This window comes from Sphingopyxis sp. JAI128, from assembly GCF_014207235.1.
Taxonomy (GTDB): domain Bacteria; phylum Pseudomonadota; class Alphaproteobacteria; order Sphingomonadales; family Sphingomonadaceae; genus Sphingopyxis.
In genome coordinates, this window is record NZ_JACHDA010000009.1 from 88848 (window position 1) to 111836 (window position 22989).

The window sequence follows — 22989 nt, forward strand, 5'->3', positions numbered from 1 at the left end:
ATTTTGAAAGCCACCAAGTGATGAAACGCCTTGCCGTCTATTGCGGGTCCGCGACCCCCGACGATCCGATCTATATCGAAACCGCGCGCCATGTCGGCCGCACGCTTGCGACACGCGGTATCGGCGTTGTTTATGGCGGCGGCCGATTGGGGCTGATGGGCGCGGTCGCCGATAGCGCACTTGAAGCCGGCGGTGAAGTTATCGGCATCATCCCTGACGCGCTTGTCGGGGCCGAGGTCGCGCACCGCGGCTGCACGGAATTGCACGTCGTTGGCGGCATGCATGAACGCAAGAAGATGTTCACCGACCTCTCGGACGGTTTCCTCACCATCCCCGGCGGCGTCGGGACGATGGACGAGCTGTGGGAGGCGATCAGCTGGGCGCAACTCGGTTATCATGCCAAGCCCGTCGGGCTGCTCAACGCCGCCGGCTTCTACAACGAGCTGATCGCCTTCAACCGCAAGATGGTCGACGTCGGCTTTATCCGGCCCGCGCATGCGGGGATCATGATCGTCGACGCGGGGCTCGACGAATTGCTGGACAAAATGGCCTCTTATGCCCCGCACAAGACGATTTTCGCCATGAAGGCCGAAAATCTGTAATGACGCCGGAGGGGGTCTATGACGCACATGCCCTCCACGGTTTCGCGCACGACAGCATCGCGCGCGGATCGAAAAGCTTCGCGCTCGCCAGCCAGCTTTTCGACCGCGAAACGCGCGAACGAGTCTGGCTGCTTTATGCCTGGTGCCGCGCCGCCGACGACTTGACCGACGGACAGGATCATGGCGGTGCCATGACGCCGAATCATGATCCGGCGGCTGCCCTCGCCTATATCTGCGCGCAGACCGACAAAGCCTTTGCCGGCGAGCCGACAGGCGACATGGCGTTCGATGCGCTGGGCTTCCTGCTCACCGAGGTCGCGATTCCCCGCCGGGTGATCGACGACATCGTCGCGGGGTTCGAACTCGACGCAAAGGACTGGCGTCCGCGCAGCGAGCAGGATTTGTTGCGCTATTCCTATCATGTCGCGGGTGCGGTCGGGGTGGCGATGGCGCTCGTGATGGGGGTCGATCCGGCCGACGAGACGACGCTCGACCGCGCCTCGGACCTCGGCATTGCCTTCCAGCTCGCCAATATCGCGCGTGACGTGGCCGAGGATGCGGCGGCCGACCGCTGCTACCTCCCCGTCGAATGGCTGGTCGAACTCGACATCCCGCCGGGCCAGCACATGCATCCCGCTTTTCGGTCGCGCCTGTCGGTGATGGCGCGATGGCTGGCCGAAATGGCCGAGGAATATGAGGCGTCGGCGCGGTGGGGCGCACGCAAGCTTGGCTCGCGCAGCCGCTGGGCAGTGCTTGCCGCCGCCGGCATCTATGGCGATATCGCGCGCGAAGTCCGCGCTCGCGGCGACCATGCCTGGGATCATCGCGCGTCGAGTTCGCTCGGTGCCAAGCTCGGCTGGGTCGCGCGCGCGGGCTGGTCGGTGCTCCGCCGCCCGCCGCAACGGCGGATCAGCCGCGACGGCCTGTGGACGCGGCCCAGACACGTCGAGCGCCACGGGGCAGGCGAATGAGCTACATCGAGTGGGCGGCCGCCGCCTTCGTCCTCGTCAACGTTGCGCTCGTCGCGCTGCGCAGCGTGTGGAACTATCCCTTCGCGCTCGTCGCGGTAACGCTCTACGCCTTCGTTTTCTTCGAAGCGAAGCTGTACAGCGACATGCTGCTTCAGGGGTTCTTCTTCGCGCTCAACCTTTATGGATGGGCGGCCTGGATGCGTGCGCGCGATGACAGCGGCGTGCCGGTCGGCTGGATGACGCGTCGGTCGCGCGTCGGCTGGGGGATTGCGACGATCGCGGCGTGGTTTGGATGGAGCTTCGTCATGGACCGCCATACCGATGCGGTCGCGCCATGGCTCGACGGCGCGATCGCGATGCTCAGCATCACCGCGCAATGGCTGCTCGCGCGGCGCCGCGTCGAAAGCTGGTTCCTGTGGATACTCGTCGACCTGATCGCGGTGCCGCTTTTCGCATCGCGTGGGCTTTACGCGACCAGCGCGGTCTATGTCGTGCTGCTCGGCCTGTCGATCGACGGCCTGATACAGTGGCGCCGCGCAGCAGCGACGGGCAGGCTCGCGCTATGACGCGCCACATCTGCCTTCACGGCGCCGAAAGTACGGGAAAGTCGACGCTCGCACCGCGCCTTGCGCTCCAACTAGGCGGGCTCGTCGTTCCCGAATATGGCCGTACCTATGCCGAAGCGAACGGCACCGACCTCGACGAGATCGATCTGCTCGCGATCTTCGACGGTCATCTTGCCGCGACGCGCAAAGCGATGGCGCAGCGCCCCGAATGGCTTGTATCGGACACCGACCCGCTGATGACGCAGGCGTGGGCAATCATGCTGCTCGGCCGCCGGCTGCTCGAAATCGACCATTGGGACGATGTCGCCGACCTCTATCTCGTCCCTGCGATGGATTTGCCCTGGCAAGAAGACGGAACACGCCTGTTCGGCAGCGAACTCGCGCGCGAGCAGTTCATGGAGGTTGCGATCGCCGAACTCGAACGCCGCAGACTCAATTGGGCGTGGGTCGAGGGCGCAGGCGATGCGCGCCTTCAAAGCGCGCTCGCGGCAATCGCGGCGGCGGATCTGGAATAAGCTTGTCTGAGGGCCGGGATGACGACGAAGGAGATGCCACACTCGCTCGCCGCCGCTCAGCGCGGCCGCTGCATGATCCAGCTGAATGCCATCGCGTTGAAGATTGTATAAAGGCCGTAGAGCATCAGCGCGGTGAACCAGTTGCGCGTCGCGATCGCCATCGCGCCGACGAGTAGAAGAAACTCGAAAATATAGGTGATGTGCGGCCCGACCTTGTCGGCAAGCGGCTTTACCATCTGCTGGACCAGAGGGTCGTCGCTTTCCATGAAGGCGCGGTGCATCGCAAAATTGCCGATACCGGCGCAGAAAATGGCGATGATTGCGATATACATAGGTTTGCAAATGGAGGCAGCGGGGTGGAAATGCCAGCATCTTTCGGCCTATAGACGAGACAAGAAGCGGCGGGCCTCGGCCGGCTTCACGATCGAACCCCGGATACGGCCCCCCAAAGAAGGACGTCTTCGATGGCATCTCTCCCCCGCCCGGCTGCGCTTTGTCTGCCGCTCGCGCCCCTTGTGCTTGGGGTGACCGTTTCGCCGGCATATGCATCGCAGGAGCCTGCGAACCCGCCGCAGCCGAATCCCGTGCTCGCCGACCCGGTCCTCGCCAATCCCTATCCGATGGAGATCGTGCCGCTGCATCCCATGCTGCCCGATGACGTGCGCGACATGATCGACGCGGCGATGGCGAGCGGCGAGGATGCTGATGTCGAAGCGGTGGTCAAGGTCGCCAAGCTCGCCAATCCCTATAGCGCCCGGGAGATCGACGCGTTGCTCGCGGATTATCGGAACAGGCATGCGCCGGTGGTTCCGCCCGACCCGGTGCGCGACATGCTGGTCGCCGCAATCGCGAGCGGCAAGGACGCCGATGTTGAAGCCGTGGCAAAGCTGGCAAAGGCGGCGAACCCTGAAAATGCAGCGGAGATCGAAGCCCGGGTGGTCGCTTATCGCGCCGAGCGGAAACGGCTGAAGGAGGAAGCGGCGGCGGCGGCGCGCGCGAAGCTGGCGGCAGCGAAATTCTGGCAGAATTGGAAGGGCGAGGGGCAGATCGGCGCGTCGCAGAGCAGCGGCAACACCGAATCGGTTGGGCTCAGTGCTGGCATTGCACTCGCGCGCAGCGGGATCGACTGGACCCACAAGCTGCGCGCGCAGGCGGACTATCAGCGCACCAATGGGAAGACGTCGGTCGAACGCTATCTGGCGGAGCTGGAACCGCAGTTCCGGATCGACGACCGCAGCTTTGCCTATGGCCTGACCCGCTGGGAACATGACCGGATTTTGGGATATGACACGCGCTGGAACCTGTCGGGCGGGCTCGGTTACAAGGTCATCGACAGCAAGAAGATGACGCTTAGCCTGAAAGGCGGCCCGGCGTTCCGCCAGACCGATTTCGTCGATGGCGGCAACGACACCGAACTGACAGCGCTCGCGGGGCTCGATTTCGGCTGGCAATTGTCGCCGACGTTGCGGCTGACGCAGGTCGCGTCGACGATCATCGGCGAAGCCAATGGTTCGACCAGCTCGCAGACCGCGCTCAACGCCAAGCTGACTGGCGCGCTGTCGGCACGGATCGCCTATTCGGCGCAGATCGATACGAGCCCGCCGCCTGGGATCGAAAGCGTCGACACGCAGACGCGCTTTACCTTGGTCTACGGCTTTTAATCGAACGCGTTCGCGCCGCCGATCTGTTCGCCCTCGGCGAGTAGGCCTGTCCCCGGGACGTGGTTGAACTCGATACGGATGCCGTCGGGGTCTTCGAACAGGGTCGAATAATAGCCGGGCGCCCAAGGCTCTTCCTGCGGCGCGTGGACGAGGCGGATGTCGCTGCGATCCTTCAGAAAGGCGTAAAGGCGGTCGACCGCGGCGCGATCGCGCATCCGGAAACAGGCGTGGTGCAGCCCCGGCGCGCCCTGATCGAAGCGCTTGCCCTCGTTTTCAGGGTTGCCCGTGCGGATACCAATCGCGGTGCGACCCCCGACTCCATAGAGCATATGTTCGTTGTCGAGTACGATCTTCAATTCGAGATAGCGAATGACATCGCGCCAGAAGGCGGTCGAGCGCGCGAAGTCGCCCGCGGTCAAGATGACGTGCGCAACGCCGTTGAGGTCGCTCATTTTATCGCCGCGAGAACATAGAGGAATTCGGCGAAGCCCATGGTCGCGTCGACCAGCCCCGCAACCTTGGGGTTGGTCGAATCGATCAGGTAATATTCGTCGGGAGCATGCGCGCCCGACCCGTGGCCGATGCCGAAATGCGCCGCGGGGATCGACACCGGCGGCGCGGTGAAGGTCGCGCCGGGCCAGCTCCCCGCCATGCGCGGGTTGACGCTCGTCGCGACGCCGAGCGACCTATAGGTCGCGAGTTCCGAGCGGACGAGGCGGCTGTCTTCAGCGACCTCGGTCGGGTCGTAACCGCCCGAAACCTTCACCTCGACATCAGGGAAGCCATGTTTGTCGAGGTGCACGCGCAGCTTCTTCTCGGCCTCTGCGCGCGTCTGGTTGGGGACGAGGCGCAGGTCGAGCTTGGCGACCGCGCGGCCGGGCAGGATCGTCTTGCCGCCGGGGCCGGTATAGCCCGCGACCAGCCCTTCGATATTGACCGTCGGTTCCTGCGCAAGACGGATCAGCGCGTCGTCATAGGACAGGTTATCGATCCAGTGGGTGATGCCGAGCGCCTGCTTTTGCGCGGCCTCGTCGCCTGCTTTCGCGGCCTCGCGGATCAGCGTCTTTTCGCGGTCGGTAAGCGGGCGGACATTTTCGAACCAGCCCTCGATGGCGGGCCTGTTGCCGTCTGGGGTGACGAGCGTTTGGAGCGCCTGCACTAACCGCCACGCGGGCGAATCGACCATCGCTTTTAGGCTGGAATGCACGTCGCCCTTCGGTCCGCGGCCCCATTTTTCGCCGCTCGCGACGAGTTCGAGCTCGATGATGCCTTTGGAGCCGAGGTTGACCGTGACATTGCCGGTCTTCCCCTGCGAGGCGAAGGGGATGAAGATGCCCTCGCATTTCTTGAGCGCGGCGAGGATGTTGGGCTTGGTCGCGATCTGGCGGAAATGCGGCGATCCGATCTCCTCCTCACCCTCGCACACGAGCACGATGTTCACCGGCAGCTTGCGCCCGGCGGCACGGATCGCGTGGAGTGCGGCGAGGAAGGTCGCTTCGGGACCCTTCTGGTTCACCGCGCCGCGGCCCATGATCGCCTGCCCGAAACCGGGACGCTCGACCATCTTGCCTTCGAGCGGCGGCGACGACCATTCGGCGGGGTCGAACTGCTTGACGTCGTACATGAAATAGATGCCGAGCGTGCGCGGCGCGCCGACGTCGATCGTTCCGAACACGCCGGGGTGGCCGTCAGTGGGCACGATCTCGACGTTGTTGAAGCCTGCATCGCGTGCGAGTCCGGCCATAAAGGCCGCCCCCTCGACCATGTTGCGGTTCTCGGCCGCGATCGAGGGCAGGGCGATCCAGTCGCGGATGCGCTGGATCGAGGCGGCCTTGCCCGCTTCGGCGGCCTTGCGGATGTCCGCCATGCTTCCCGACTGCGCCCAAAGCGGGATCGGCTGCATGAGCGCCGCGCCCGCGCCGACTATCGCGGCGCCGCGCAGCATGTCGCGGCGATCCAGCCGGTCAAGCTCCCGGAAATCCATCACAAGTCCCCTGCTGCTTCGAATGCGAAGCAATGTGCCGCATCGGCGGCGAAACGCAAGGGGGCGTCGGGGACTTGCCGTTACAGGGTGAAGATCGGATGTGCTGGAGGTTATGCCTTCTCCAGCAACCCTTCGTCGGCGATCCGCTTCTGCCACAGCATCGGCGCGTTGACGTGGACATTCTGGCCCTCGCTGTCGACCGCCACCGTCACCGGGAAGTCGCTCACCTCGAACTCGTAGATCGCCTCCATGCCGAGGTCGGCGAAGCCCACCACCTTGCTGCCCTTGATAGCGCGCGCGACGAGGTACGCCGCGCCGCCGACCGCCATGAGGTACGCGCTCTTGTGCTTGGCGATCGCCTGCGTCGCGGCGGGGCCGCGTTCGGCCTTGCCGACGCAGGCGAGCAGGCCTTGATCGAGCATCATGTCCATGAACTTGTCCATGCGCGTCGCGGTGGTCGGACCGGCTGGGCCAACGATTTCCTCGCCGACCGGATCGACGGGGCCGACATAATAGATGACGCGGGCGCGGAAGCTGACGGGCAATTCTTCGCCCTTGGCGAGCATCTCGGCGATGCGCTTGTGCGCGGCGTCGCGGCCGGTGAGCATCTTGCCGTTGAGGAGCAGGCGGTCGCCCTGTTTCCAGCTTGCCACCACTTCGGGGGTGAGATTGTCGAGGTCGACGCGGATCGCCGCGGTGTCGGGCTGCCAGTCGATCTGCGGATAGTCGGCGAGCACCGGCGGTTCGAGGAAGGCGGGACCGCTGCCGTCGAGGGTGACGTGCGCGTGGCGCGTCGCGGCGCAGTTCGGAATCATCGCGACGGGCTTCGAGGCGGCGTGCGTCGGCCAATCGGCGATCTTGACATCCAGCACGGTCGCGAGGCCGCCCAGCCCCTGCGCGCCGATGCCGAGCGCATTGACCTTTTCATACAGCTCGATGCGCAGTTCCTCGGTCGGGTTCGCCGGCCCGCGCGCGAGCAGCTCGGTCATGTCGATCGGGTCCATCAGCGACTGTTTCGCGAGCAGCATCGCCTTTTCGGCGGTTCCGCCGATACCGATGCCGAGCATCCCAGGCGGGCACCAGCCGGCGCCCATCTGCGGCACCATTTCGAGCACCCAGTCGACGATGCTGTCGCTGGGGTTCATCATCTTGAACTTCGACTTATTCTCGCTGCCGCCCCCTTTCGCGGCGACGTCGATTACGACCTTGGCGCCGGGGACCATTTCGACGTTGAGCACCGAGGGCGTATTGTCCTTTGTATTGACGCGGCTGAATGCCGGGTCGGCGAGGATCGAGGCGCGCAGTTTGTTTTCGGGGTGGAGATAGGCGCGGCGCACGCCTTCGTCGACGACCTGTTGCAAGCTGCGGGGCGAATCGAGGCGGCAGTCCATGCCCCATTTGATGAACACGGTGACGATACCCGTGTCTTGGCAGATCGGGCGGTGTCCCTCGGCGCACATGCGGCTGTTCGACAATATCTGCGCCATTGCGTCCTTGGCAGCGGGCGACACCTCGCGCTCATACGCCGCGCCGAGTGCGCGGATATAGTCCATCGGATGGAAATAGCTGATGTACTGGAGCGCGTCGGCGATCGTTTCGATCAGATCGTCTTCGCGGATGATCACGGTGTTCATGTGCAGCCTTTCGCCCTTTTTCGGGATTCGCGGGCTTCCCTAGACCCGCGTTGCCGGGGTGGAAAGGGGTCAGGTGCGGCGGCGGCCGAAGACGCTGCGGGCGGGCGGCGCGGGCTCTGGGATGGCAGGTGCGGGCGGCGCCGCATCGCCGAAATCGACGAGCGGGCTTTTGCGTGCGGCGGCCTGCCAGGTGCCGACCGTCGCCAGCGCGAGAAGCAGCAGCCAGCCGCCTGCGGTCGATGGGATTAACGCCCAGGCGAAGGCGGCGGGGGTGATGATCGCCATCGCGGTCGGGATCGCGGCAAGGATAGCGACGGTCCCGAACAGCGCCCACCAGCGGCCGAGCCGCGTCGCCGCCGCGCCGATCATGACGTTGGTTGCCGCGAGCAGAAGGAATTTCGCGGCGACCGGATAGGGCAGGTTCGCCATTGCCGGCGAATAGTCGCCGAGCGTGAAAGCCGCCTGGATGTCGAACAGCAGGTAATTTTCCCACGCGTCGCATAGCGCGGCAGCGATCGGCAGCACGGCCGCGGCAAGAAGCGCGCGGAGACGGAGCTCGCGCCACAGCGCAAGGCATCCGCCGGTGAGGAAGGCCGCATAAAGGAGCATATAAAGATAGTCGCGCTCGTTGCCGATGCGCATTGCGGCGAGGCGCTTCACTTGCTGCGGATCGGTATAGAAGCCGAAGATCGCCTCTAGGTCCGACTGGCGCCCCGCGAATTCGAACGCGAGCACCGGCCGTCCATAGCCGGGGGCGATGTCATGGCCCGTTTGCGGGAAGACCTGACCCAGATAGAGGCCGAAGAGCAGGGTTGCGATACCGAACGCTAGCGTCCAATACCAGGCACGCGTCGGCGCGGGCGGTCGAGTCCGCTGTTCCTCGATCCAATGCTGGAGCCCCCCGACCGGCATTCAACCGTCCGGTGGAGCGCGGCGGCTCACCTTATTGGCACTCGGCGCATTTGCCGCGCACTTCGATGACGGGACGCTCAGCGGCGAAGCCGGTCTTTTCGGCGGCGGCGCGAACGCCGATCGATAGCGTATCGTCGTCGACATGCACTGCGGTACCGCAACTGTCGCAGATCAGGAAGATGCAGTCGTGGAGGCAACCGGGATGGCTGTTCGCGACAAAGGCGTTGGCGCTCTCGACGCGGCGGACGAGGTTGTTCGCGACGAAGAGGTCGAGGATACGATAGACGCTGTTCGGCGCGACGCGCTTGCCGCGCTTCTGCGAGACGATGTCGGCGATCTCGTAAGCGCTCGCGGGCTTGCCGATTTCCGCCACGGCGTCGAAAATCTCGGCGCGCATATCGGTCCAGGCTTCGCCCGCGCCCTCGAGCGCGGTCTGCGCAGCCCTGGCGAGCGAAGCGCCGCTGGCCTCGACGTGCGGATGGTCATGCTTGCCCATTGGCGTTCCTCAGGCGCGAGTAATGCCGCGCTACTATCGGCCAATGTAGGCTCTTTATGGGATCCCCGCAAGCCGCGGACCAGTCCGTTTCGGTGAACGCGTCAGCCGTGCGCGCGACGGTTGAGATCATGGCCCAATGCGACGACTGCGACGCCGATCATTGTCGCGACCACTTCGCTGCCGTCATGCGGCCGCGACAGTGCGCCCGCCATCATGCCGAGCCCGAAACTGCCGACCGCGAACGGCATCATATAACCATGGCTGAGGACGCCCGAAACGAGTGTGATCAGGGCAAAGCCGATCGCGATGATCAGACCGATCTCGTGGAACAGGTGGTTGTCGAGGAAGACGCCGCCCACCGACGCGACCGACGCAAAAAAGATGGTCGTTGCTAGGCAATGGACGAGGCAGAGCCCCGACAGCCCCATCGCCAGCTGGTCGCCCGACAGCGAGGTAAGCGGCCGCGAATCACGCGCAGCCCGAACCACCGCGCCGAGGCGCGTCAGGGTAGGGGCTTGGCTGGCGACGTGGGTCACCCGATTCTCCGTTGAAGCAATTGCGATCGTTGATATGGCATAACATGACAGAGGTTACAATGTCTCATTGCGACCTAAATTTTTTGGATCAAACCCGTGAGCCCGCCTTTGCAGGGGGTGAGGGGGATCAGGCCCCCTCTTCGGTCCTGAGCGCTTTGCGGTCGAGTTTGCCGATCATTGTCTTCGGCAAACTCGACCGCACCTCGACCGCATTCACCCGCTCATGCTTGCCGAGCTGGGGGTTGAGCCAGGCGGCGAGCGCTTCGTCGCTGACGTCGAAACCGTCTTCGAGCGTCACGAACGCTTTTGGGACCTCGCCGCGATAAGGATCGGGGACGCCGAGCACGATCGCTTCCTTGACTGCAGGATGTTCGTAGAGATGCGCCTCGATCACGCTGGGGTAGACTTTGAACCCGCCGACCGCGATCATGTCCTTCAACCGGTCGACGATACGGATATAGCCGCCTTCCTCAACCACCGCGACGTCACCGGTGCGCAGCCAGCCGTCGTTGGTAAAGCTGTCCTTGTCGGCATCGGGGCGGTTCCAGTAACCTTGCATGATCTGCGGCCCCTTGACCGCGAGTTCGCCCGGCTCCCCGTCGGGCGCCTCCTTAGACGGATCCTCCTTGTCGAGCAGCCGGATGTGCGTTGCGGGGATCGGCTGGCCGATCGTGCCGGCGCGCACCGGGCCTTCATAGGGATTGGTCGCGACGACGCCCGAACTTTCGGTAAGGCCATAGCCTTCGACGAGCGATGCGCCGGTGGCGGCGACGAACTTCTCGCGTAGTTCGGCGGGCATTGGCGCACCGCCCGAGATGCAGACGCGCAGGCTGGAGAAGTCGGTTTTTGCAAGGCCGGGATGGTCGAGCAGCGCCTGATACATCGTTGGTACGCCGGGAAGGGCGGTGGTCTTCGTGCGCGTAATCGCTTCGAGCGCCTGCTTCGCATCGAAGCGCGGCAGCATCGTGATCGATCCGCCATTGAGTATCGTGCGGTTAAGCACACAGGTGTTCGCGAAGACGTGGAAGAAGGGCAGCACGCCTAGAATGCGATCCTCGGCATCATGGTCGGGATCGATCGCATTCACCTGCCGCGCATTGGCGGTGAGGTTCTGGTGGGTCAGCTTGGCGCCTTTCGGCGTCCCGGTGGTGCCGCCGGTGTACTGGATCAGCGCGACATCCTTTTCAGCGTCGATCGCGACGGGATCGGGCCTGCCGTCGTTGTCGGTGAGTGCCGAGAAGCGGATGACGCGCTCGTCATCCGGCAAGGCTGCGACTTCGCTGCGTTTGAACAGGCGGTAGAGGATCGACTTTGCGGGGGGCAGGCCGCCCGCGACCGAGCCAACGACGAGCCGGCTCAGGCTCGACCCGTCGAGCACTTTCAGCGCCGTGGGTAGCAGCGCAGCCGCGCTAATGGTAAACAGGAGGTCGGTGCCCGAGTCCTCGACCTGCGCCTCGAGTTCGGCAACCGTATAAAGCGGCGAGAAATTGACCACCGTCGCACCGATGGCGAGTGCGCCATAATAAGCGGCGACATAATGGGGCACATTGGGCAGGAACAGGCCGACGCGGCTGCCCTTGCCGATCCCGCGCTGCTGAAGCCCGCGGGCGACGCGTGCAGCACCGCGCGCGACTTCGGCGTAACCGAACTGGCGGCCCAGAAAATCGAGCATCGGCGCATCGCCGCGCCGCGCGACGCTGGCGGCAAGCATGTCGGGAAGCGAGAGCGGAGGAAAGCGCTGATTCCAGGCGGTAGGATGGTGATAATCGGTCGACCAGGAAAAGCGGCTATCCATTGCAGGCGGATGTCCTTGTGAACAGAGGGGGTTCCTTACACTTGGGTCAGTAAGCTGTGATTTGCAACCGGGCTCGCTTGCGGCGCATCGCCGCCCCCGCTAGTCAGGGCCATCGTCATCGCCCAAGGGGTTCTGCCATGTTGCAATTGTCATCGCGCTTCGCTGTGGCGCTCGTCCTTCTTGCAGCTGCCGCCGTACCGGTAGCCGCGAAAGACAAGGCGCCGATGCCGCGCCCGGCGCAAATCCAGCAGCTTTACGATTGCCGGGAGATCAGCGACGCCGCGGCGCGCCTCGCCTGTTTCGATCGCGAAGTCGGCGAATTGCAGGCGGCCGATACTCAGCGCGAAATTACCTTTGCCGACAAGGAAACGGTCAAGAAGACGCGGCGCGGCCTGTTCGGATTCGACCTGCCCGACCTTGGCATATTCGGCGGCGGCGATGAGGATAAGGTCAAAAGCGTGGAGACGACGGTCGCCTCAACGTCGAACACGGTCAATGGCGGCTATCGCATCGAAATGGCCGACGGGTCGGTCTGGGTCCAGATCGACAACAAACGCATGCCGCTCGCGCCGCGACCGGGACAGAAAATCCTCATTAAGACAGCGTCGTTCGGAACCTATTTCCTTAGCCTCGAGGGGCGTCCTTCCATTCGTGTTCGCCGCGAGAGATAAACGACGCCACGGGGGCCTGGCTGGTCGCGCGGACGGGCGCGGATGTTAAGCATGCCGCCAATCGGCGAAGGCGCCGCGCCCTTCGTTTTTCTCGAGGACGCGCGCGCGGATGGTGCTGCGCCCGCGCGCTTGTTCCGCGACCCCGTCGGAACGCTCGTCGCGAAAAGGGCGGGCGACATACCCGCGCTGTTGGGGGCCTTGGAGGCGGCAGGCGCACGTGGGCTCCATGCCGCAGGCTACCTCGCCTATGAAGCCGGCAAGGGCCTGGCGCCGGCCTGGCGCGGGCCTGCCGATCATGCGGTGGCCGATGATGCGGCCGGCGAAACGCCGCTCGGCTGGTTCGGGCTGTTCGAGACGGTCGAGCGGATCGACCCCGAACTGGTGCCGGACCTGCTGCCCGACCCGGCGGCGGCGTGGATCGGCGCCGTGGTGCCGCGCGTGCGGCGCGCCGACTATCTGACGGCGGTGGAGGCCGTTCTGGACTATATCCGCGCCGGCGACGTCTATCAGGTTAATTTGACCTTCCGTGCCGACGTGTCGTTGCTCGGCAACCCGCTCGCGATCCATGCGCGACTGCGGCAGACGGCGCGCGCGGGTTATGGCGGGGTAATATGGACGGGCCGGCAGGCGATCGTCTCGCATTCGCCGGAGCTGTTTTTCGCGCTGCGCGGGGGCGAGGTGATGGCGCGCCCGATGAAGGGCACGGCGCAGCGGCGCTCCGAACCCGAGGCCGACCGGCGCGCGGCGCGGGGGCTTGCCGAAGACGCGAAGCAGCGCGCCGAAAATCTGATGATCGTCGATCTGATCCGGAACGATCTGTCGCGCGTTGCCGTGCCCGGCTCGGTCGCGGTGCCCGACCTGTTTCGTGTCGAGAGCTTTCCGACGATCCACCAGCTGGTGTCCGACGTCGCGGCGCGCCTGCCCGATGGCGCGGGGGCGGTCGACGTGCTGCGCGCCGCTTTTCCGTGCGGTTCGATCACCGGCGCGCCGAAGGTTCGTGCGATGGAGATCATAGACGAGCTGGAAGCGGGCGCGCGCGGACTATATACCGGCTCGATCGGTTTTATCGAGCCCGGCGGCGATGCGGCCTTCAACGTCGCGATTCGGACTTTGGTATTTCCGCCCTGCCATGGCTTGCAGAACGGCGCGATGTGCGCCACGCTTGGATTGGGCTCCGGGATCGTCGCCGACAGCGAACCGGTTGAGGAATGGCGGGAATGTCTGGCGAAGGGGGAATTTGTGGCTGCAGCGGGGGCGAGTTTCGATCTGATCGAAACGATGTTCTTCGATCCCGTCGAGGGCGTCCAGCGACTCGAGGGACATCTGGCACGTATGAAGGCAAGCGCCGAAGTGCTCGGTTTCATCTTCGACCGGCACGGCGCGCGTAACAGCCTGCAATCGGCGACCTTCCGCTTGCGCAGCGCGGCGCGGGTGCGGATGCGGCTGGCGCGGTCGGGCGCGCTCGCGGTCGAGGTGTCGCCGCTGCCGCGGCTTGCCGAACTGCCGGTTCCGGTCGCCATATGTCCTGCGCCGATGGCGGCGGGCGATTTCCGCCTGACGCACAAGACCAGCCTGCGCGACACCTATGACGCGGCGCGTCACGAGAGGGGTGCGGCCGAAGTCGTTTTCGTCGACGAGCCGGGGTTCGTGACCGAGGGCAGCTGGAGTAACATTTTCGTCGAGCGCGACGGGCAGTTGTTGACACCGCCGCTCGCGCTGGGCTTGCTTCCCGGCGTGCTGCGCGCCGAACTGATCGAAAAGGGCCGCGCGGTCGAATCGCACTTGCGTCTCGCCGATCTCGAAAGCGGTTTCTTCATCGGCAACAGCTTACGCGGACTGGTGCCGGCGCGGCTTGCGGACGCAACCTGATCCGTCTTCCTTTGTCTGTCATTCCGACAAAAGCCGGGATCTCGACCTATCCTCGATGACGCCCCGGTGAGACCCCGGCCTGATCCGGGATGAGGTTGTGGTGAGTGAGAGTAGTTGGGCCGTGCATAGGTAAATTATCAAGCAGCGCGCTTGCGAATTTCGGCCGGAGGCTTTAGGCGCGGCCCCGCGCAATTTCCTGTCCTTTTGCAGCCCTCCCGCGCAAGCCACGGAAGATATCGTCATGTCGCTGAAGCCCCATGTCTCCGCCGCCCTCAACCGGATCCGGCCCTCGGCAACGCTCGCGATGACCGCGCGCGTGTCGGCGCTGAAAGCGTCGGGCGTCGATGTTATCGGGCTCAGCGCGGGCGAGCCCGATTTTGATACTCCCGATTTCGTCAAGGAAGCGGCGATCGAGGCGATCCGGGCCGGGCAGACAAAATATACGCTTGTCGACGGGACGGTGGCGCTGAAGGAAGCGATCCGCGGCAAGTTTCGCCGCGACAATGGTCTCGATTACGGACTCAACCAGATTTCGGTCAATGTCGGCGGCAAGCACACCTTGTTCAACGCGCTCGTCGCGACGGTCGATCCGGGCGACGAGGTGATCATCCCCGCGCCCTATTGGGTGAGCTATCCCGATATCGTTGCCTTTGCCGGCGGCACGCCGGTGATCGTCGAAGGGACCGCGGCCCAAAATTACAAGATCACTCCGGAGCAGCTTGAGGCCGCGATCACGAAGAAGACGCGCTGGGTGATGCTCAATTCGCCGTCGAACCCGTCGGGCGCCGCCTATTCAGGCGAGGAACTTGATGCGCTCGGTGAGGTAATTCGTCGCCACAGCCATGTCATGGTGATGACCGACGATATGTACGAGCATGTCTGGTACGCCGATTTCGAATTCACGACGATCGCACAGCGTTGCCCCGACCTCGCCGACCGTATCCTGACCGTAAACGGCTGTTCGAAAGCTTATGCAATGACCGGCTGGCGCATCGGTTATGCAGGCGGCCCCGCGTGGATAATCAAGGCGATGGGCAAGCTGCAGTCGCAGTCGACGTCGAATCCCTGCTCGATAGCGCAGGCCGCGGCCGCTGCCGCACTCGGCGGGCCGCAGCAGTTCCTCGACGACCGAAACGCCGCCTTCAGAAAGCGCCGCGACATGGTCGTCGCGATGCTCAACGACGCGCCGGGGCTGAATTGCCCGGTCCCAGACGGCGCCTTCTATGTCTATCCCGATGCGTCGGGCTGTATCGGCAAGAAAACGCCCGCGGGGCATGTGATCGACAGCGACGAAGCACTGATCGATTATTTCCTCGACGCAGCCAAGGTGGCCGCTGTGCATGGCGGCGCTTTTGGCCTGTCGCCGGCATTCCGCGTGTCCTACGCGACGTCGGAAGCGGTGCTGAAGGAAGCGTGCGTACGCATCCAGCAGGCCTGTGCCGCGCTGAGTTAAGCGACCGTTTACGCTGCATAGGAATTTTATACCGATCGGTCTTGTAATACCGGCGGGGCAGTCTATCTGAACCTGAACGCCGGTTAAGTGCCCGGTTCACCGGATGGTCAGTCATCTCGTATAGAGTGACCGCCATCACCGACGGATGGCAAGGGGCGCGTCATATTGCCGGTGTAACCAGAGCGGCTCCGGCCGCGAACAAGACAATATGATACGAGGCCCCTATGCTCTCCATGCTCCGCTCCGACTGGTTTTTGACCATGCTCGCCGGTTTCGCGATTGGCGCGACCTACATCGTGCTCAACCAACCGGCGCTGCCGATCCCCGCATGACCCCGCCGCCGCGACGCCTGCTTACCCTCCGAGCCATTGCGGCGCTGGCGGTCGGGGCAGTCGTTGTGCAATGCGCGCCCGCGCAGGCCGAAAATGTGGTCAAACTGCCCGCCGCGGCGGTCGATCCCGCAGTCAAGGCGAAGCGCGCGACGGCGGTGTTGGCCGGCGGCTGTTTCTGGGGCGTTGAAGGGGTATTTTCGAACGTCAAAGGCGTGATTTCGGTCGAATCGGGCTATCATGGCGGCAGTGCGGCGACCGCACGCTACGACCTGACCCACGACGGGACCTCGGGCCATGCCGAGGCGGTGCGCATCGTCTACGACCCGAGCCAGGTCAGCTACGGCAGCCTGCTTCGCATTCTTTTTTCGGTGGTCGCCGATCCCACGCTGAAAAATCGGCAGGGCCCCGACGTTGGCTCGCAATATCGGGCCGCGATCGTGCCGATGGATGCGACGCAGCGGCGGGTCGCGACCGCCTATTTGGCGCAGATCGGTCGTGGTCGCTATTTCGCTAAACCGGTCGTCGTGCCGATCGAACGCTACAAGCGCTTCTATCGCGCCGAGACGAACCACCAGGATTTCATGCGCCGCAATCCGCGCAACGGCTATATCCTGCGCTGGGACGCGCCGAAGCTTGCGGCGCTGAAGCGGCTTTTCCCTGCCATGGCGCGCGCGGCCCCCGCCCCCTGAGGATCCGCTACTGGTCGTGGCGGAAGAATCGTTCATCGCAAATCGCTGGTCGCCTGCGCCCGCCTGCGAGAGGGACGCCGTGGGATAATATAAAAATCGCGAGTGCGGGGTTTGAATGAAGTTTGAGTATTCGGGCAGGGCGCTTCTCGCCGTGACGATGAGCGCGGCGGTGCTTGCCGGCTGCGTCAGCAGCGCCGCGATCGTGCCGCCGCCGCGTGCGCAGCAGCCGGCAGCCGCGCGCGGCTCCGCGGGCTCGGTAACTGTGCCGATCGGCCAGCCCGTGCGCTCGGCCATGCCTGCCCCGCGCGGCGTGATCGATCCAGGGTTTCGCCGCGCGCCGGACGGCCTCAACGACCGCCTGTTCAATCTATGGCGCGCCTTTCCCGGCAAGACGGGCATTGCGGTGCAACGCATCGACGGCGAATGGACCTTGTCGCAGCGCGGCGACGAATTATTTCCACAACAGAGCGTTTCGAAGCTGTGGGTGGCGCTGGCGGTGCTCGATGCGATCGACCAGGGCCGGCTGCGCATGGATCAGCCGGTGCGCATCGGCCCAGAGGATTTGACGCTGTTTCATCAGCCAATCGCCGCGCGTGTGCGCTCCGAAGGTTCGGTCAAGATGACCGTGCGCGAACTCATCGAAACCGCGATCACCCACAGCGACAATACCGCGAACGACAGCCTGCTGCGCACTGTCGGCGGTCCCGGCGCTGTTCGCGCCTTCATTTCGAAAATGAATCTGGGATCGATCCGCTTCGGCCCCGGAGAACGGCTGTTGCAGAGCGGCACAGCAGGACTGACCTGGCAGCAAAGCTATTCGATCGGGCGGAATTTCCAGGCAGCGCGCTCGGCGCTCGCGCCAGCGACGCGCCGCGCGGCGATGGACAATTATTTGGCCAATCCCGTCGATGGCGCAAGCCCTTCGGCGATCGCGAGCGCGCTCACGCGGCTCGCGCGCGGGGCGCTGTTGTCGCCCGAGTCGACCGATTATCTGCTCGGCGTGATGAGCCGCACGAAGAGCGGTCCGAAACGTCTGAAGGCCGGCCTTCCCGCGGGTTGGACATTCGTTCACAAGACCGGGACGGGGCAGGATCTTAACGGTATGACCGCGGGCTACAACGATATCGGCATCGCGACCGCTCCGGACGGTACCCGCTATGCGATCGTCGTTATGCTGGGCAGCACGACGTCGAGCATTCCGTCGCGTATGGCGCTGATGCAAGCGGTGTCGGGCGCGGTCGCCGAATTTCACGGGAAATAGCGATATGAAGCCTCTGGTCCTGCTGCTGCTGTCGCTGTCGCTCGCCGGCTGCGCGACGCCGGAGACGCGCTTGCGCACCGGGCTCCACAATGCCGGTCTGTCGAAAGCGATGTCGGCCTGCATGGCCGAACGGATGGTCGATCGGCTGTCGCTGCTCCAACTCCGCCGGCTGTCGGCGCTCGGCAGCCTGAAGGACAGGCAGATCACCGATCTGTCGCTCGCGCAGTTCCTGCATAAGGTCCGCGCGCTCAAGGATCCCGAAATTCTGACTGTCTCGACAAGCTCGGCGGCGCTCTGCGCGCTGCGCTGAGGACGGGGGCTTCCGCTTTTGACGTCTCAATTATTTCTGGGAGCGGTAGGGGTAGCCTTGCCGCGCAACTTGTGCTTAGGCGGCGCCGATATCTCCCCGCTCCAGAGTCGAAAGGCCCGGCAGACCTCATGAACATCCACGAATATCAGGCGAAAGAACTGCTCGCGAAATTTGGCGTCGCAGTGCCCAAGGGCATCGCGGCTATGAGCGTCGAGGAGGCCGTCGCGGCGGCGAAGCAACTCCCCGGGCCGCTCTATGTCGTGAAGTCGCAGATCCACGCGGGCGGCCGCGGCAAGGGCAAGTTCAAGGAACTCGGCCCCGACGCGAAAGGCGGCGTCCGCCTCGCCAAGAGCCTCGAAGAGGTCGAGGCGCATGCCAAGGACATGCTCGGCAACACGCTGGTGACGATCCAGACCGGCGAAGCCGGCAAGCAGGTAAACCGGCTCTACATTACCGACGGCGCCGACATTAAGAAGGAGTACTACCTCGCACTCCTCGTCGACCGCGCCACCAGCCGGATCGCGGTGGTCGCTTCGACCGAGGGCGGGATGGACATCGAAACCGTCGCGCACAACACGCCCGAGAAAATCCACACGATCGTCATCGATCCCGCCACCGGGCTGATGCCGCACCACGGTCGTAGCGTCGCTGCGGCGCTCGAACTCGAAGGCGATCTTGCCAAGCAGGCCGCCAAGGTCCTTGCCGGCCTCTACAATGCGTTCCTCGTGACCGATGCCGAGCAGATCGAGATCAATCCGCTTGCCGTCTGCGAAGGCGCGAATGGCGACGAGTTGCTTGTCCTCGACGCAAAGCTCGGCTTCGACGGCAATGCGATGTTCCGCCACAAGGATATCGCCGAACTACGCGACCTGACCGAAGAAGATCCCGCCGAAGTCGAGGCGTCGGAATATGACCTCGCCTATATCAAGCTCGACGGCAACATCGGCTGCATGGTCAATGGCGCGGGCCTCGCGATGGCGACGATGGACATCATCAAGCTCAACGGCGCATTCCCGGCGAACTTCCTCGACGTCGGCGGCGGCGCTTCGAAGGAAAAGGTCACCGCGGCGTTCAAGATCATCCTGAAGGACCCGGCGGTCGAGGGTATCCTCGTTAACATCTTTGGCGGCATCATGAAGTGCGACATCATCGCCGATGGTATCGTCGCGGCGGCAAAGGAAGTGAATCTCTCGGTCCCGCTCGTCGTTCGCCTCGAAGGCACCAATGTCCAGCAGGGCAAGGACATCCTCGCCAATTCGGGCTTGCCGATAGTCGCGGCGAACGATCTCGGCGACGCGGCAAAGAAAATTGTCGCCGAGGTTGCCAAGGCGGCGTGATAACAGATTAGACCCTCTTCCCCAGAGGGAGAAGGTTGCGGAGACGAGCAAGCTTGCTCGCTAGTCGAAGCTGTGAGGGTAAGCGAGCCAAAAGGTTCGCGCTGAGCTCTGCTCCGCTCGCCCTCATCCAAGTCTGCCTAGTCGCCTGCGGCGATAAGGCTCCCTGTCCTTCTCCCCGCAAGGGAGAAGGTAACCGGGGACTGCTGGTTGACGTTTACGTAAACGCCAATTATGGCGCAGTGCACAATTTGCTGAGAGGAGCTTTGAGCCCATGAAAATCCTCGTCCCCGTAAAACGGGTTCTCGATTATAACGTCAAGCCGCGGGTGAAGGCCGACGGTACGGGCGTCGATCTTGCCAACGTCAAGATGTCGATGAACCCGTTCGACGAAATTGCGGTCGAAGAAGCGATTCGACTGAAGGAAAAGGGTGTTGCCACCGAGATCGTCGCCGTCAGCGTCGGTCCGGCGAAGGCGCAGGAAACGCTGCGCACCGCGCTTGCGATGGGCGTCGACCGCGCGATCCTCGTTCAGATCGATGATGAGGTTGAACCGCTGGCGGTCGCGAAGATCCTGAAGGCCATCGGCGACGCCGAGCAGCCCGGCCTCGTGATCCTCGGCAAGCAGGCGATCGATGGCGACAACAACCAGACCGGCCAGATGCTCGCCGCGCTCACCGGCTGGGCGCAGGGCACCTTCGCCAGCGCGGTGAATGTCGAGGGCGATCATGTCAGCGTCACGCGCGAAGTCGATGGCGGCCTTGAGACGGTGAAGCTCAAGCTTCCCGCGATCGTCACCACCGACCTGCGTCTGAACGAGCCGCGCTATGCCTCGCTGCCGAACATCATGAAGGCGAAGTCGAAGCCGCTCGATACCAAAGCGCCCGCCGATTACGGCGTCGATACCGCGCCGCGCGTCAAGACGGTGAAGGTGTCCGAACCGCCCGTCCGCTCGGCCGGCGTCAAGGTCGCCGATGTCGATGAACTGGTTGCCAAGCTGAAGGCGATGGGAGTGCATTCATGAAAACGCTTGTTTGGGTCGAACATGACGGCAGCGCCGTCAAGGATGCCACGCTCGCCGCGGTGACCGCTGCCTCGAAGCTCGGCGAAGTCCACCTGCTCGTCGCCGGTGACGGCGTCGACGGCGTCGCCAAGGCCGCGTCGGAAATCGCCGGTGTCGGCAAGGTCCACGTCGCCGACAATGCCGCTTTCGGTCATAACCTGCCCGAAAATGTCGCGCCGCTCGTCGCGGAACTGATGGCCAGCCACGACGCGTTCGTCGCGCCCGCCACGACCACCGGCAAGAATATCGCGCCGCGCGTCGCCGCGCTGCTCGACGTGATGCAGATTTCGGAAATCCTGTCGGTCGAAGGTCCGAAGACCTTCACGCGTCCGATCTATGCGGGCAACGCGATCGCGACCGTCGAATCGTCGGATGCGAAGCTCGTCCTCACCGTCCGTGGAACCGCCTTCGAAAAGGCCGCCACTTCGGGCGGTTCGGGTGCGGTCGAGGCCGTTTCAGCGGGCGGCGATGCTGGTATCTCGAGCTTCGTCGGCGCAGAAATCGCCAAGCAGGATCGTCCCGAGCTTACCTCGGCGAAGATCATCGTGTCGGGCGGCCGCGCGCTCGGTTCGAGCGAGAAATATGAGGAAGTCATCGTCCCGCTCGCCGACAAGCTCGGTGCTGCGCTCGGTGCCAGCCGCGCTGCGGTCGATGCGGGTTATGTCCCCAACGACTATCAGGTTGGCCAGACCGGCAAGATCGTTGCCCCCGAAGTCTATTTCGCGATCGGCATTTCGGGTGCGATCCAGCACCTTGCCGGCATGAAGGATTCGAAAACGATTGTCGCGATCAACAAGGACGAAGACGCCCCGATCTTTCAGGTTGCCGACTTCGGCCTGGTCGCGGACCTGTTCAGCGCCGTGCCCGAACTGACTGGCAAGATCTAAAAGTCTGCCCATATGGCCGGCAATCATCCCGGGGTGCCCGGACTGGGCGACGCGCCGTTTAACGCCGGTGGTCGCCGGTCCGCACGCCCCGGACCCGGCCGCGAAACGGGCGATGACGAGAATGGCGTCGGCGAAGACGACGTCCACGGTCGCGCTCTCATTCTCGCGAGCGTCGCGCGCGATGCACGGCTCAACCAGAAATTCCTGCTGCTGATCACGCTGTCGGCGGCGATCGCGACGCTGGGCCTGCTTCAGGGATCGGCGGCGGTCGTCATCGGCGCGATGCTCGTATCGCCGCTGCTCGGCCCGATCATGGGGGTCGGCTTCGGCCTCGCGACGCTCGAAAGCAATCTTATCAAACGATCGCTGATCACCATGGCGGCGGGCATGGCGGTTGCCGTGCTCGTCGCGATGTTGATCATCTGGCTGTCGCCAATCAACGACGTCACCCCCGAACTACGCGCCCGGACGCAGCCGACCCTGCTCGACCTCGGCGTCGCAGTCGTAGGCGGCATTGCCGGCGTCTACGCGATCATGCGCAAGCTGTCGGGGGTGATGGTCGGCGTTGCGATCGCGACAGCGCTCGTTCCGCCGCTCTCGACTATCGGCTTCGGTCTAGCGACCGGCCGCTTCGATTTCGCGCTTGGTTCGGCGCTGCTCTTCCTCACCAACACGCTCGCCATCGCTTTCGCAGCGACGATCGTCGCGCGCGTCAACCGTTTCGGGCCGTCGCTGACCGCGCAGCATACGATGATGCAGGTCGCGGGGATTGTCGTGACGCTGGGCATATTGTCGATCCCGCTTGCGCTCTCGCTCAACGCCATCGTCCGCGAGATCGGCGCGCGCAACGCGGTGCAAACCGAACTCGACCGGTTGCTCGACCCCAGCGACCGCGTGGACAGCCTCAATGTGCGGATGGACGGCGAGGATGTTTCAGTCGATGGCGTCGTGCTGGTCGATCAATATGCCGCGCAGCTCAATCCCGACCTGGCGCGGCAGGTCCAACGCAAGCTCAAGCGTTCGGTGCGGGTCAACATCGTCCAGCTCCGGCAACAGACCAACGCCGCTGCGCAGGTCGAGGAACAGTTGAACCGCCGCGTCACGACACTCGAACAGCGCGAGGGTGACAGCCGCGACATCATCGCGGGGCTCACCGTCGGCGAGTTGGTGCCGCGCGAGCGGGTGCTGGTTGACGCGCAGGCGCGCCGCGTCGTTGTCCAACGCGACCGCGAGGCGGAAGGCGAACAGGTCGCGGCCGCGATCGACCGCATCATGTCGTCGGTGCAGGCGAACTATCCGCAATGGCTGATCCAGAATGGCGTGCTGACGGTAGCGGAAGCGCCGGCTGCGGAAGCGCCTGCGGCCGAATAACCAGCCGCAGACCTATTCGGGTTGACCAGCCGCGCCCGATCGCATGGGATGGGCGCCCATCGGCGAGCGATGGCGGG

At 64.4% G+C, this 22989-nt stretch carries 23 protein-coding genes; 15 read left to right on the forward strand and 8 right to left on the reverse strand.

Annotated elements, in window-relative coordinates:
- Positions 1–20 precede the first annotated feature (20 nt).
- The 4 genes from HDC35_RS18165 to HDC35_RS18180 are packed head-to-tail and all read left to right on the forward strand — an operon-like array spanning position 21 to position 2654.
- Positions 21–602 (forward strand): TIGR00730 family Rossman fold protein, encoded by a 582-nt coding sequence (locus tag HDC35_RS18165; protein ID WP_184648810.1) that lies wholly within the window; start codon positions 21–23, stop codon positions 600–602.
- Complete coding sequence (locus HDC35_RS18170; RefSeq protein WP_184648811.1) at positions 602–1573, forward strand: phytoene/squalene synthase family protein; 972 nt, start codon at positions 602–604, stop codon at positions 1571–1573. The genes HDC35_RS18165 and HDC35_RS18170 overlap by 1 nt, the downstream gene beginning before the upstream one ends.
- The gene (gene pnuC, locus HDC35_RS18175; RefSeq protein WP_184648812.1) at positions 1570–2139 is read left to right on the forward strand and encodes a nicotinamide riboside transporter PnuC; all 570 of its coding nucleotides are present in this window, start codon (positions 1570–1572) and stop codon (positions 2137–2139) included. Before HDC35_RS18170 ends, pnuC begins: the two co-directional genes overlap by 4 nt.
- Positions 2136–2654 carry an AAA family ATPase gene (locus HDC35_RS18180; protein WP_184648813.1) on the forward strand — a complete coding sequence of 173 codons (519 nt, stop codon included), beginning with the start codon at positions 2136–2138 and terminating at the stop codon, positions 2652–2654. Before pnuC ends, HDC35_RS18180 begins: the two co-directional genes overlap by 4 nt.
- Before the next feature lie 56 nt (positions 2655–2710).
- On the opposite strand, the gene HDC35_RS18185 is transcribed toward HDC35_RS18180, so the two are convergent.
- Complete coding sequence (locus tag HDC35_RS18185; protein ID WP_058804742.1) at positions 2711–2986, reverse strand: hypothetical protein; 276 nt, start codon at positions 2984–2986, stop codon at positions 2711–2713.
- Positions 2987–3118: 132 nt separating this feature from the next.
- Here HDC35_RS18185 and HDC35_RS18190 point away from each other — a divergent pair, with 132 nt between their 5' ends.
- Positions 3119–4315: a YdiY family protein gene (locus HDC35_RS18190; protein ID WP_260397827.1), complete on the forward strand. Its 1197-nt coding sequence runs from the start codon at positions 3119–3121 to the stop codon at positions 4313–4315.
- Here the strand turns inward: HDC35_RS18190 and HDC35_RS18195 are convergent.
- From HDC35_RS18195 to HDC35_RS18225, 7 genes are all read right to left on the reverse strand, one after another.
- Positions 4312–4767 (reverse strand): VOC family protein, encoded by a 456-nt coding sequence (locus tag HDC35_RS18195; RefSeq protein WP_184648814.1) that lies wholly within the window; start codon positions 4765–4767, stop codon positions 4312–4314. The genes HDC35_RS18190 and HDC35_RS18195 overlap by 4 nt on opposite strands.
- Entirely contained in the window at positions 4764–6299 is a 1536-nt protein-coding gene (locus tag HDC35_RS18200) for a M20/M25/M40 family metallo-hydrolase (RefSeq protein WP_184648815.1), read from the reverse strand. Before HDC35_RS18200 ends, HDC35_RS18195 begins: the two co-directional genes overlap by 4 nt.
- A gap of 110 nt (positions 6300–6409) precedes the next feature.
- Positions 6410–7933, reverse strand: a complete 1524-nt coding sequence (locus HDC35_RS18205; protein WP_184648816.1) for a fumarate hydratase — start codon at positions 7931–7933, stop codon at positions 6410–6412.
- A gap of 69 nt (positions 7934–8002) precedes the next feature.
- Positions 8003–8845 (reverse strand): hypothetical protein, encoded by an 843-nt coding sequence (locus HDC35_RS18210; protein ID WP_184648817.1) that lies wholly within the window; start codon positions 8843–8845, stop codon positions 8003–8005.
- Positions 8846–8876: 31 nt separating this feature from the next.
- A complete protein-coding gene (locus tag HDC35_RS18215) occupies positions 8877–9341 on the reverse strand; it encodes a Fur family transcriptional regulator (protein WP_184648818.1) in 465 nt (154 codons plus the stop codon).
- Between the two features lie 101 nt (positions 9342–9442).
- A complete protein-coding gene (locus HDC35_RS18220; protein ID WP_184648819.1) occupies positions 9443–9877 on the reverse strand; it encodes a MerC domain-containing protein in 435 nt (144 codons plus the stop codon).
- A 127-nt stretch (positions 9878–10004) separates the two neighbouring features.
- The gene (locus HDC35_RS18225; protein WP_184648820.1) at positions 10005–11672 is read right to left on the reverse strand and encodes a long-chain fatty acid--CoA ligase; all 1668 of its coding nucleotides are present in this window, start codon (positions 11670–11672) and stop codon (positions 10005–10007) included.
- A 137-nt stretch (positions 11673–11809) separates the two neighbouring features.
- On the opposite strand from HDC35_RS18225, the gene HDC35_RS18230 reads away from it, so the two are divergent.
- The 10 genes from HDC35_RS18230 (at position 11810) to HDC35_RS18275 (ending at position 22912) form a co-directional block, all read left to right on the forward strand.
- Entirely contained in the window at positions 11810–12343 is a 534-nt protein-coding gene (locus HDC35_RS18230) for a hypothetical protein (protein WP_184648821.1), read from the forward strand.
- 51 nt (positions 12344–12394) lie between these two features.
- Positions 12395–14212, forward strand: a complete 1818-nt coding sequence (gene pabB, locus HDC35_RS18235) for an aminodeoxychorismate synthase component I (RefSeq protein WP_260397828.1) — start codon at positions 12395–12397, stop codon at positions 14210–14212.
- 241 nt (positions 14213–14453) lie between these two features.
- The gene (locus HDC35_RS18240; RefSeq protein ID WP_184648823.1) at positions 14454–15665 is read left to right on the forward strand and encodes a pyridoxal phosphate-dependent aminotransferase; all 1212 of its coding nucleotides are present in this window, start codon (positions 14454–14456) and stop codon (positions 15663–15665) included.
- Positions 15666–15993: 328 nt separating this feature from the next.
- Complete coding sequence (gene msrA, locus HDC35_RS18245) at positions 15994–16686, forward strand: peptide-methionine (S)-S-oxide reductase MsrA (protein WP_184648824.1); 693 nt, start codon at positions 15994–15996, stop codon at positions 16684–16686.
- A gap of 115 nt (positions 16687–16801) precedes the next feature.
- Positions 16802–17947, forward strand: a complete 1146-nt coding sequence (gene bla / locus HDC35_RS18250) for a class A beta-lactamase (protein ID WP_184648825.1) — start codon at positions 16802–16804, stop codon at positions 17945–17947.
- A 4-nt stretch (positions 17948–17951) separates the two neighbouring features.
- Positions 17952–18257 carry a hypothetical protein gene (locus HDC35_RS18255; protein ID WP_184648826.1) on the forward strand — a complete coding sequence of 102 codons (306 nt, stop codon included), beginning with the start codon at positions 17952–17954 and terminating at the stop codon, positions 18255–18257.
- Between the two features lie 128 nt (positions 18258–18385).
- Positions 18386–19594 carry an ADP-forming succinate--CoA ligase subunit beta gene (gene sucC, locus HDC35_RS18260; protein WP_184648827.1) on the forward strand — a complete coding sequence of 403 codons (1209 nt, stop codon included), beginning with the start codon at positions 18386–18388 and terminating at the stop codon, positions 19592–19594.
- A 271-nt stretch (positions 19595–19865) separates the two neighbouring features.
- On the forward strand, positions 19866–20615 hold the full coding sequence (locus tag HDC35_RS18265) for an electron transfer flavoprotein subunit beta/FixA family protein (protein ID WP_184648828.1): 750 nt from the start codon (positions 19866–19868) through the stop codon (positions 20613–20615).
- A complete protein-coding gene (locus HDC35_RS18270) occupies positions 20612–21541 on the forward strand; it encodes an electron transfer flavoprotein subunit alpha/FixB family protein (RefSeq protein ID WP_184648829.1) in 930 nt (309 codons plus the stop codon). The genes HDC35_RS18265 and HDC35_RS18270 overlap by 4 nt, the downstream gene beginning before the upstream one ends.
- A 12-nt stretch (positions 21542–21553) precedes the next feature.
- Positions 21554–22912 carry a DUF389 domain-containing protein gene (locus HDC35_RS18275; RefSeq protein ID WP_184648830.1) on the forward strand — a complete coding sequence of 453 codons (1359 nt, stop codon included), beginning with the start codon at positions 21554–21556 and terminating at the stop codon, positions 22910–22912.
- Positions 22913–22989: the final 77 nt, after the last annotated feature.

Coding starts and splice junctions, on each gene's coding strand:
- HDC35_RS18165 (WP_184648810.1), top strand. CDS start 21: ATGAAACGCCTTGCCGTCTATTGCGGGTCCGCGACCCCCGACGATCCG.
- HDC35_RS18170 (WP_184648811.1), top strand. CDS start 602: ATGACGCCGGAGGGGGTCTATGACGCACATGCCCTCCACGGTTTCGCG.
- pnuC (WP_184648812.1), top strand. CDS start 1,570: ATGAGCTACATCGAGTGGGCGGCCGCCGCCTTCGTCCTCGTCAACGTT.
- HDC35_RS18180 (WP_184648813.1), top strand. CDS start 2,136: ATGACGCGCCACATCTGCCTTCACGGCGCCGAAAGTACGGGAAAGTCG.
- HDC35_RS18185 (WP_058804742.1), bottom strand. CDS start 2,986: ATGTATATCGCAATCATCGCCATTTTCTGCGCCGGTATCGGCAATTTT.
- HDC35_RS18190 (WP_260397827.1), top strand. CDS start 3,119: ATGGCATCTCTCCCCCGCCCGGCTGCGCTTTGTCTGCCGCTCGCGCCC.
- HDC35_RS18195 (WP_184648814.1), bottom strand. CDS start 4,767: ATGAGCGACCTCAACGGCGTTGCGCACGTCATCTTGACCGCGGGCGAC.
- HDC35_RS18200 (WP_184648815.1), bottom strand. CDS start 6,299: ATGGATTTCCGGGAGCTTGACCGGCTGGATCGCCGCGACATGCTGCGC.
- HDC35_RS18205 (WP_184648816.1), bottom strand. CDS start 7,933: ATGAACACCGTGATCATCCGCGAAGACGATCTGATCGAAACGATCGCC.
- HDC35_RS18210 (WP_184648817.1), bottom strand. CDS start 8,845: ATGCCGGTCGGGGGGCTCCAGCATTGGATCGAGGAACAGCGGACTCGA.
- HDC35_RS18215 (WP_184648818.1), bottom strand. CDS start 9,341: ATGGGCAAGCATGACCATCCGCACGTCGAGGCCAGCGGCGCTTCGCTC.
- HDC35_RS18225 (WP_184648820.1), bottom strand. CDS start 11,672: ATGGATAGCCGCTTTTCCTGGTCGACCGATTATCACCATCCTACCGCC.
- HDC35_RS18230 (WP_184648821.1), top strand. CDS start 11,810: ATGTTGCAATTGTCATCGCGCTTCGCTGTGGCGCTCGTCCTTCTTGCA.
- pabB (WP_260397828.1), top strand. CDS start 12,395: ATGCCGCCAATCGGCGAAGGCGCCGCGCCCTTCGTTTTTCTCGAGGAC.
- HDC35_RS18240 (WP_184648823.1), top strand. CDS start 14,454: ATGTCGCTGAAGCCCCATGTCTCCGCCGCCCTCAACCGGATCCGGCCC.
- msrA (WP_184648824.1), top strand. CDS start 15,994: ATGACCCCGCCGCCGCGACGCCTGCTTACCCTCCGAGCCATTGCGGCG.
- bla (WP_184648825.1), top strand. CDS start 16,802: ATGAAGTTTGAGTATTCGGGCAGGGCGCTTCTCGCCGTGACGATGAGC.
- HDC35_RS18255 (WP_184648826.1), top strand. CDS start 17,952: ATGAAGCCTCTGGTCCTGCTGCTGCTGTCGCTGTCGCTCGCCGGCTGC.
- sucC (WP_184648827.1), top strand. CDS start 18,386: ATGAACATCCACGAATATCAGGCGAAAGAACTGCTCGCGAAATTTGGC.
- HDC35_RS18265 (WP_184648828.1), top strand. CDS start 19,866: ATGAAAATCCTCGTCCCCGTAAAACGGGTTCTCGATTATAACGTCAAG.
- HDC35_RS18270 (WP_184648829.1), top strand. CDS start 20,612: ATGAAAACGCTTGTTTGGGTCGAACATGACGGCAGCGCCGTCAAGGAT.
- HDC35_RS18275 (WP_184648830.1), top strand. CDS start 21,554: ATGGCCGGCAATCATCCCGGGGTGCCCGGACTGGGCGACGCGCCGTTT.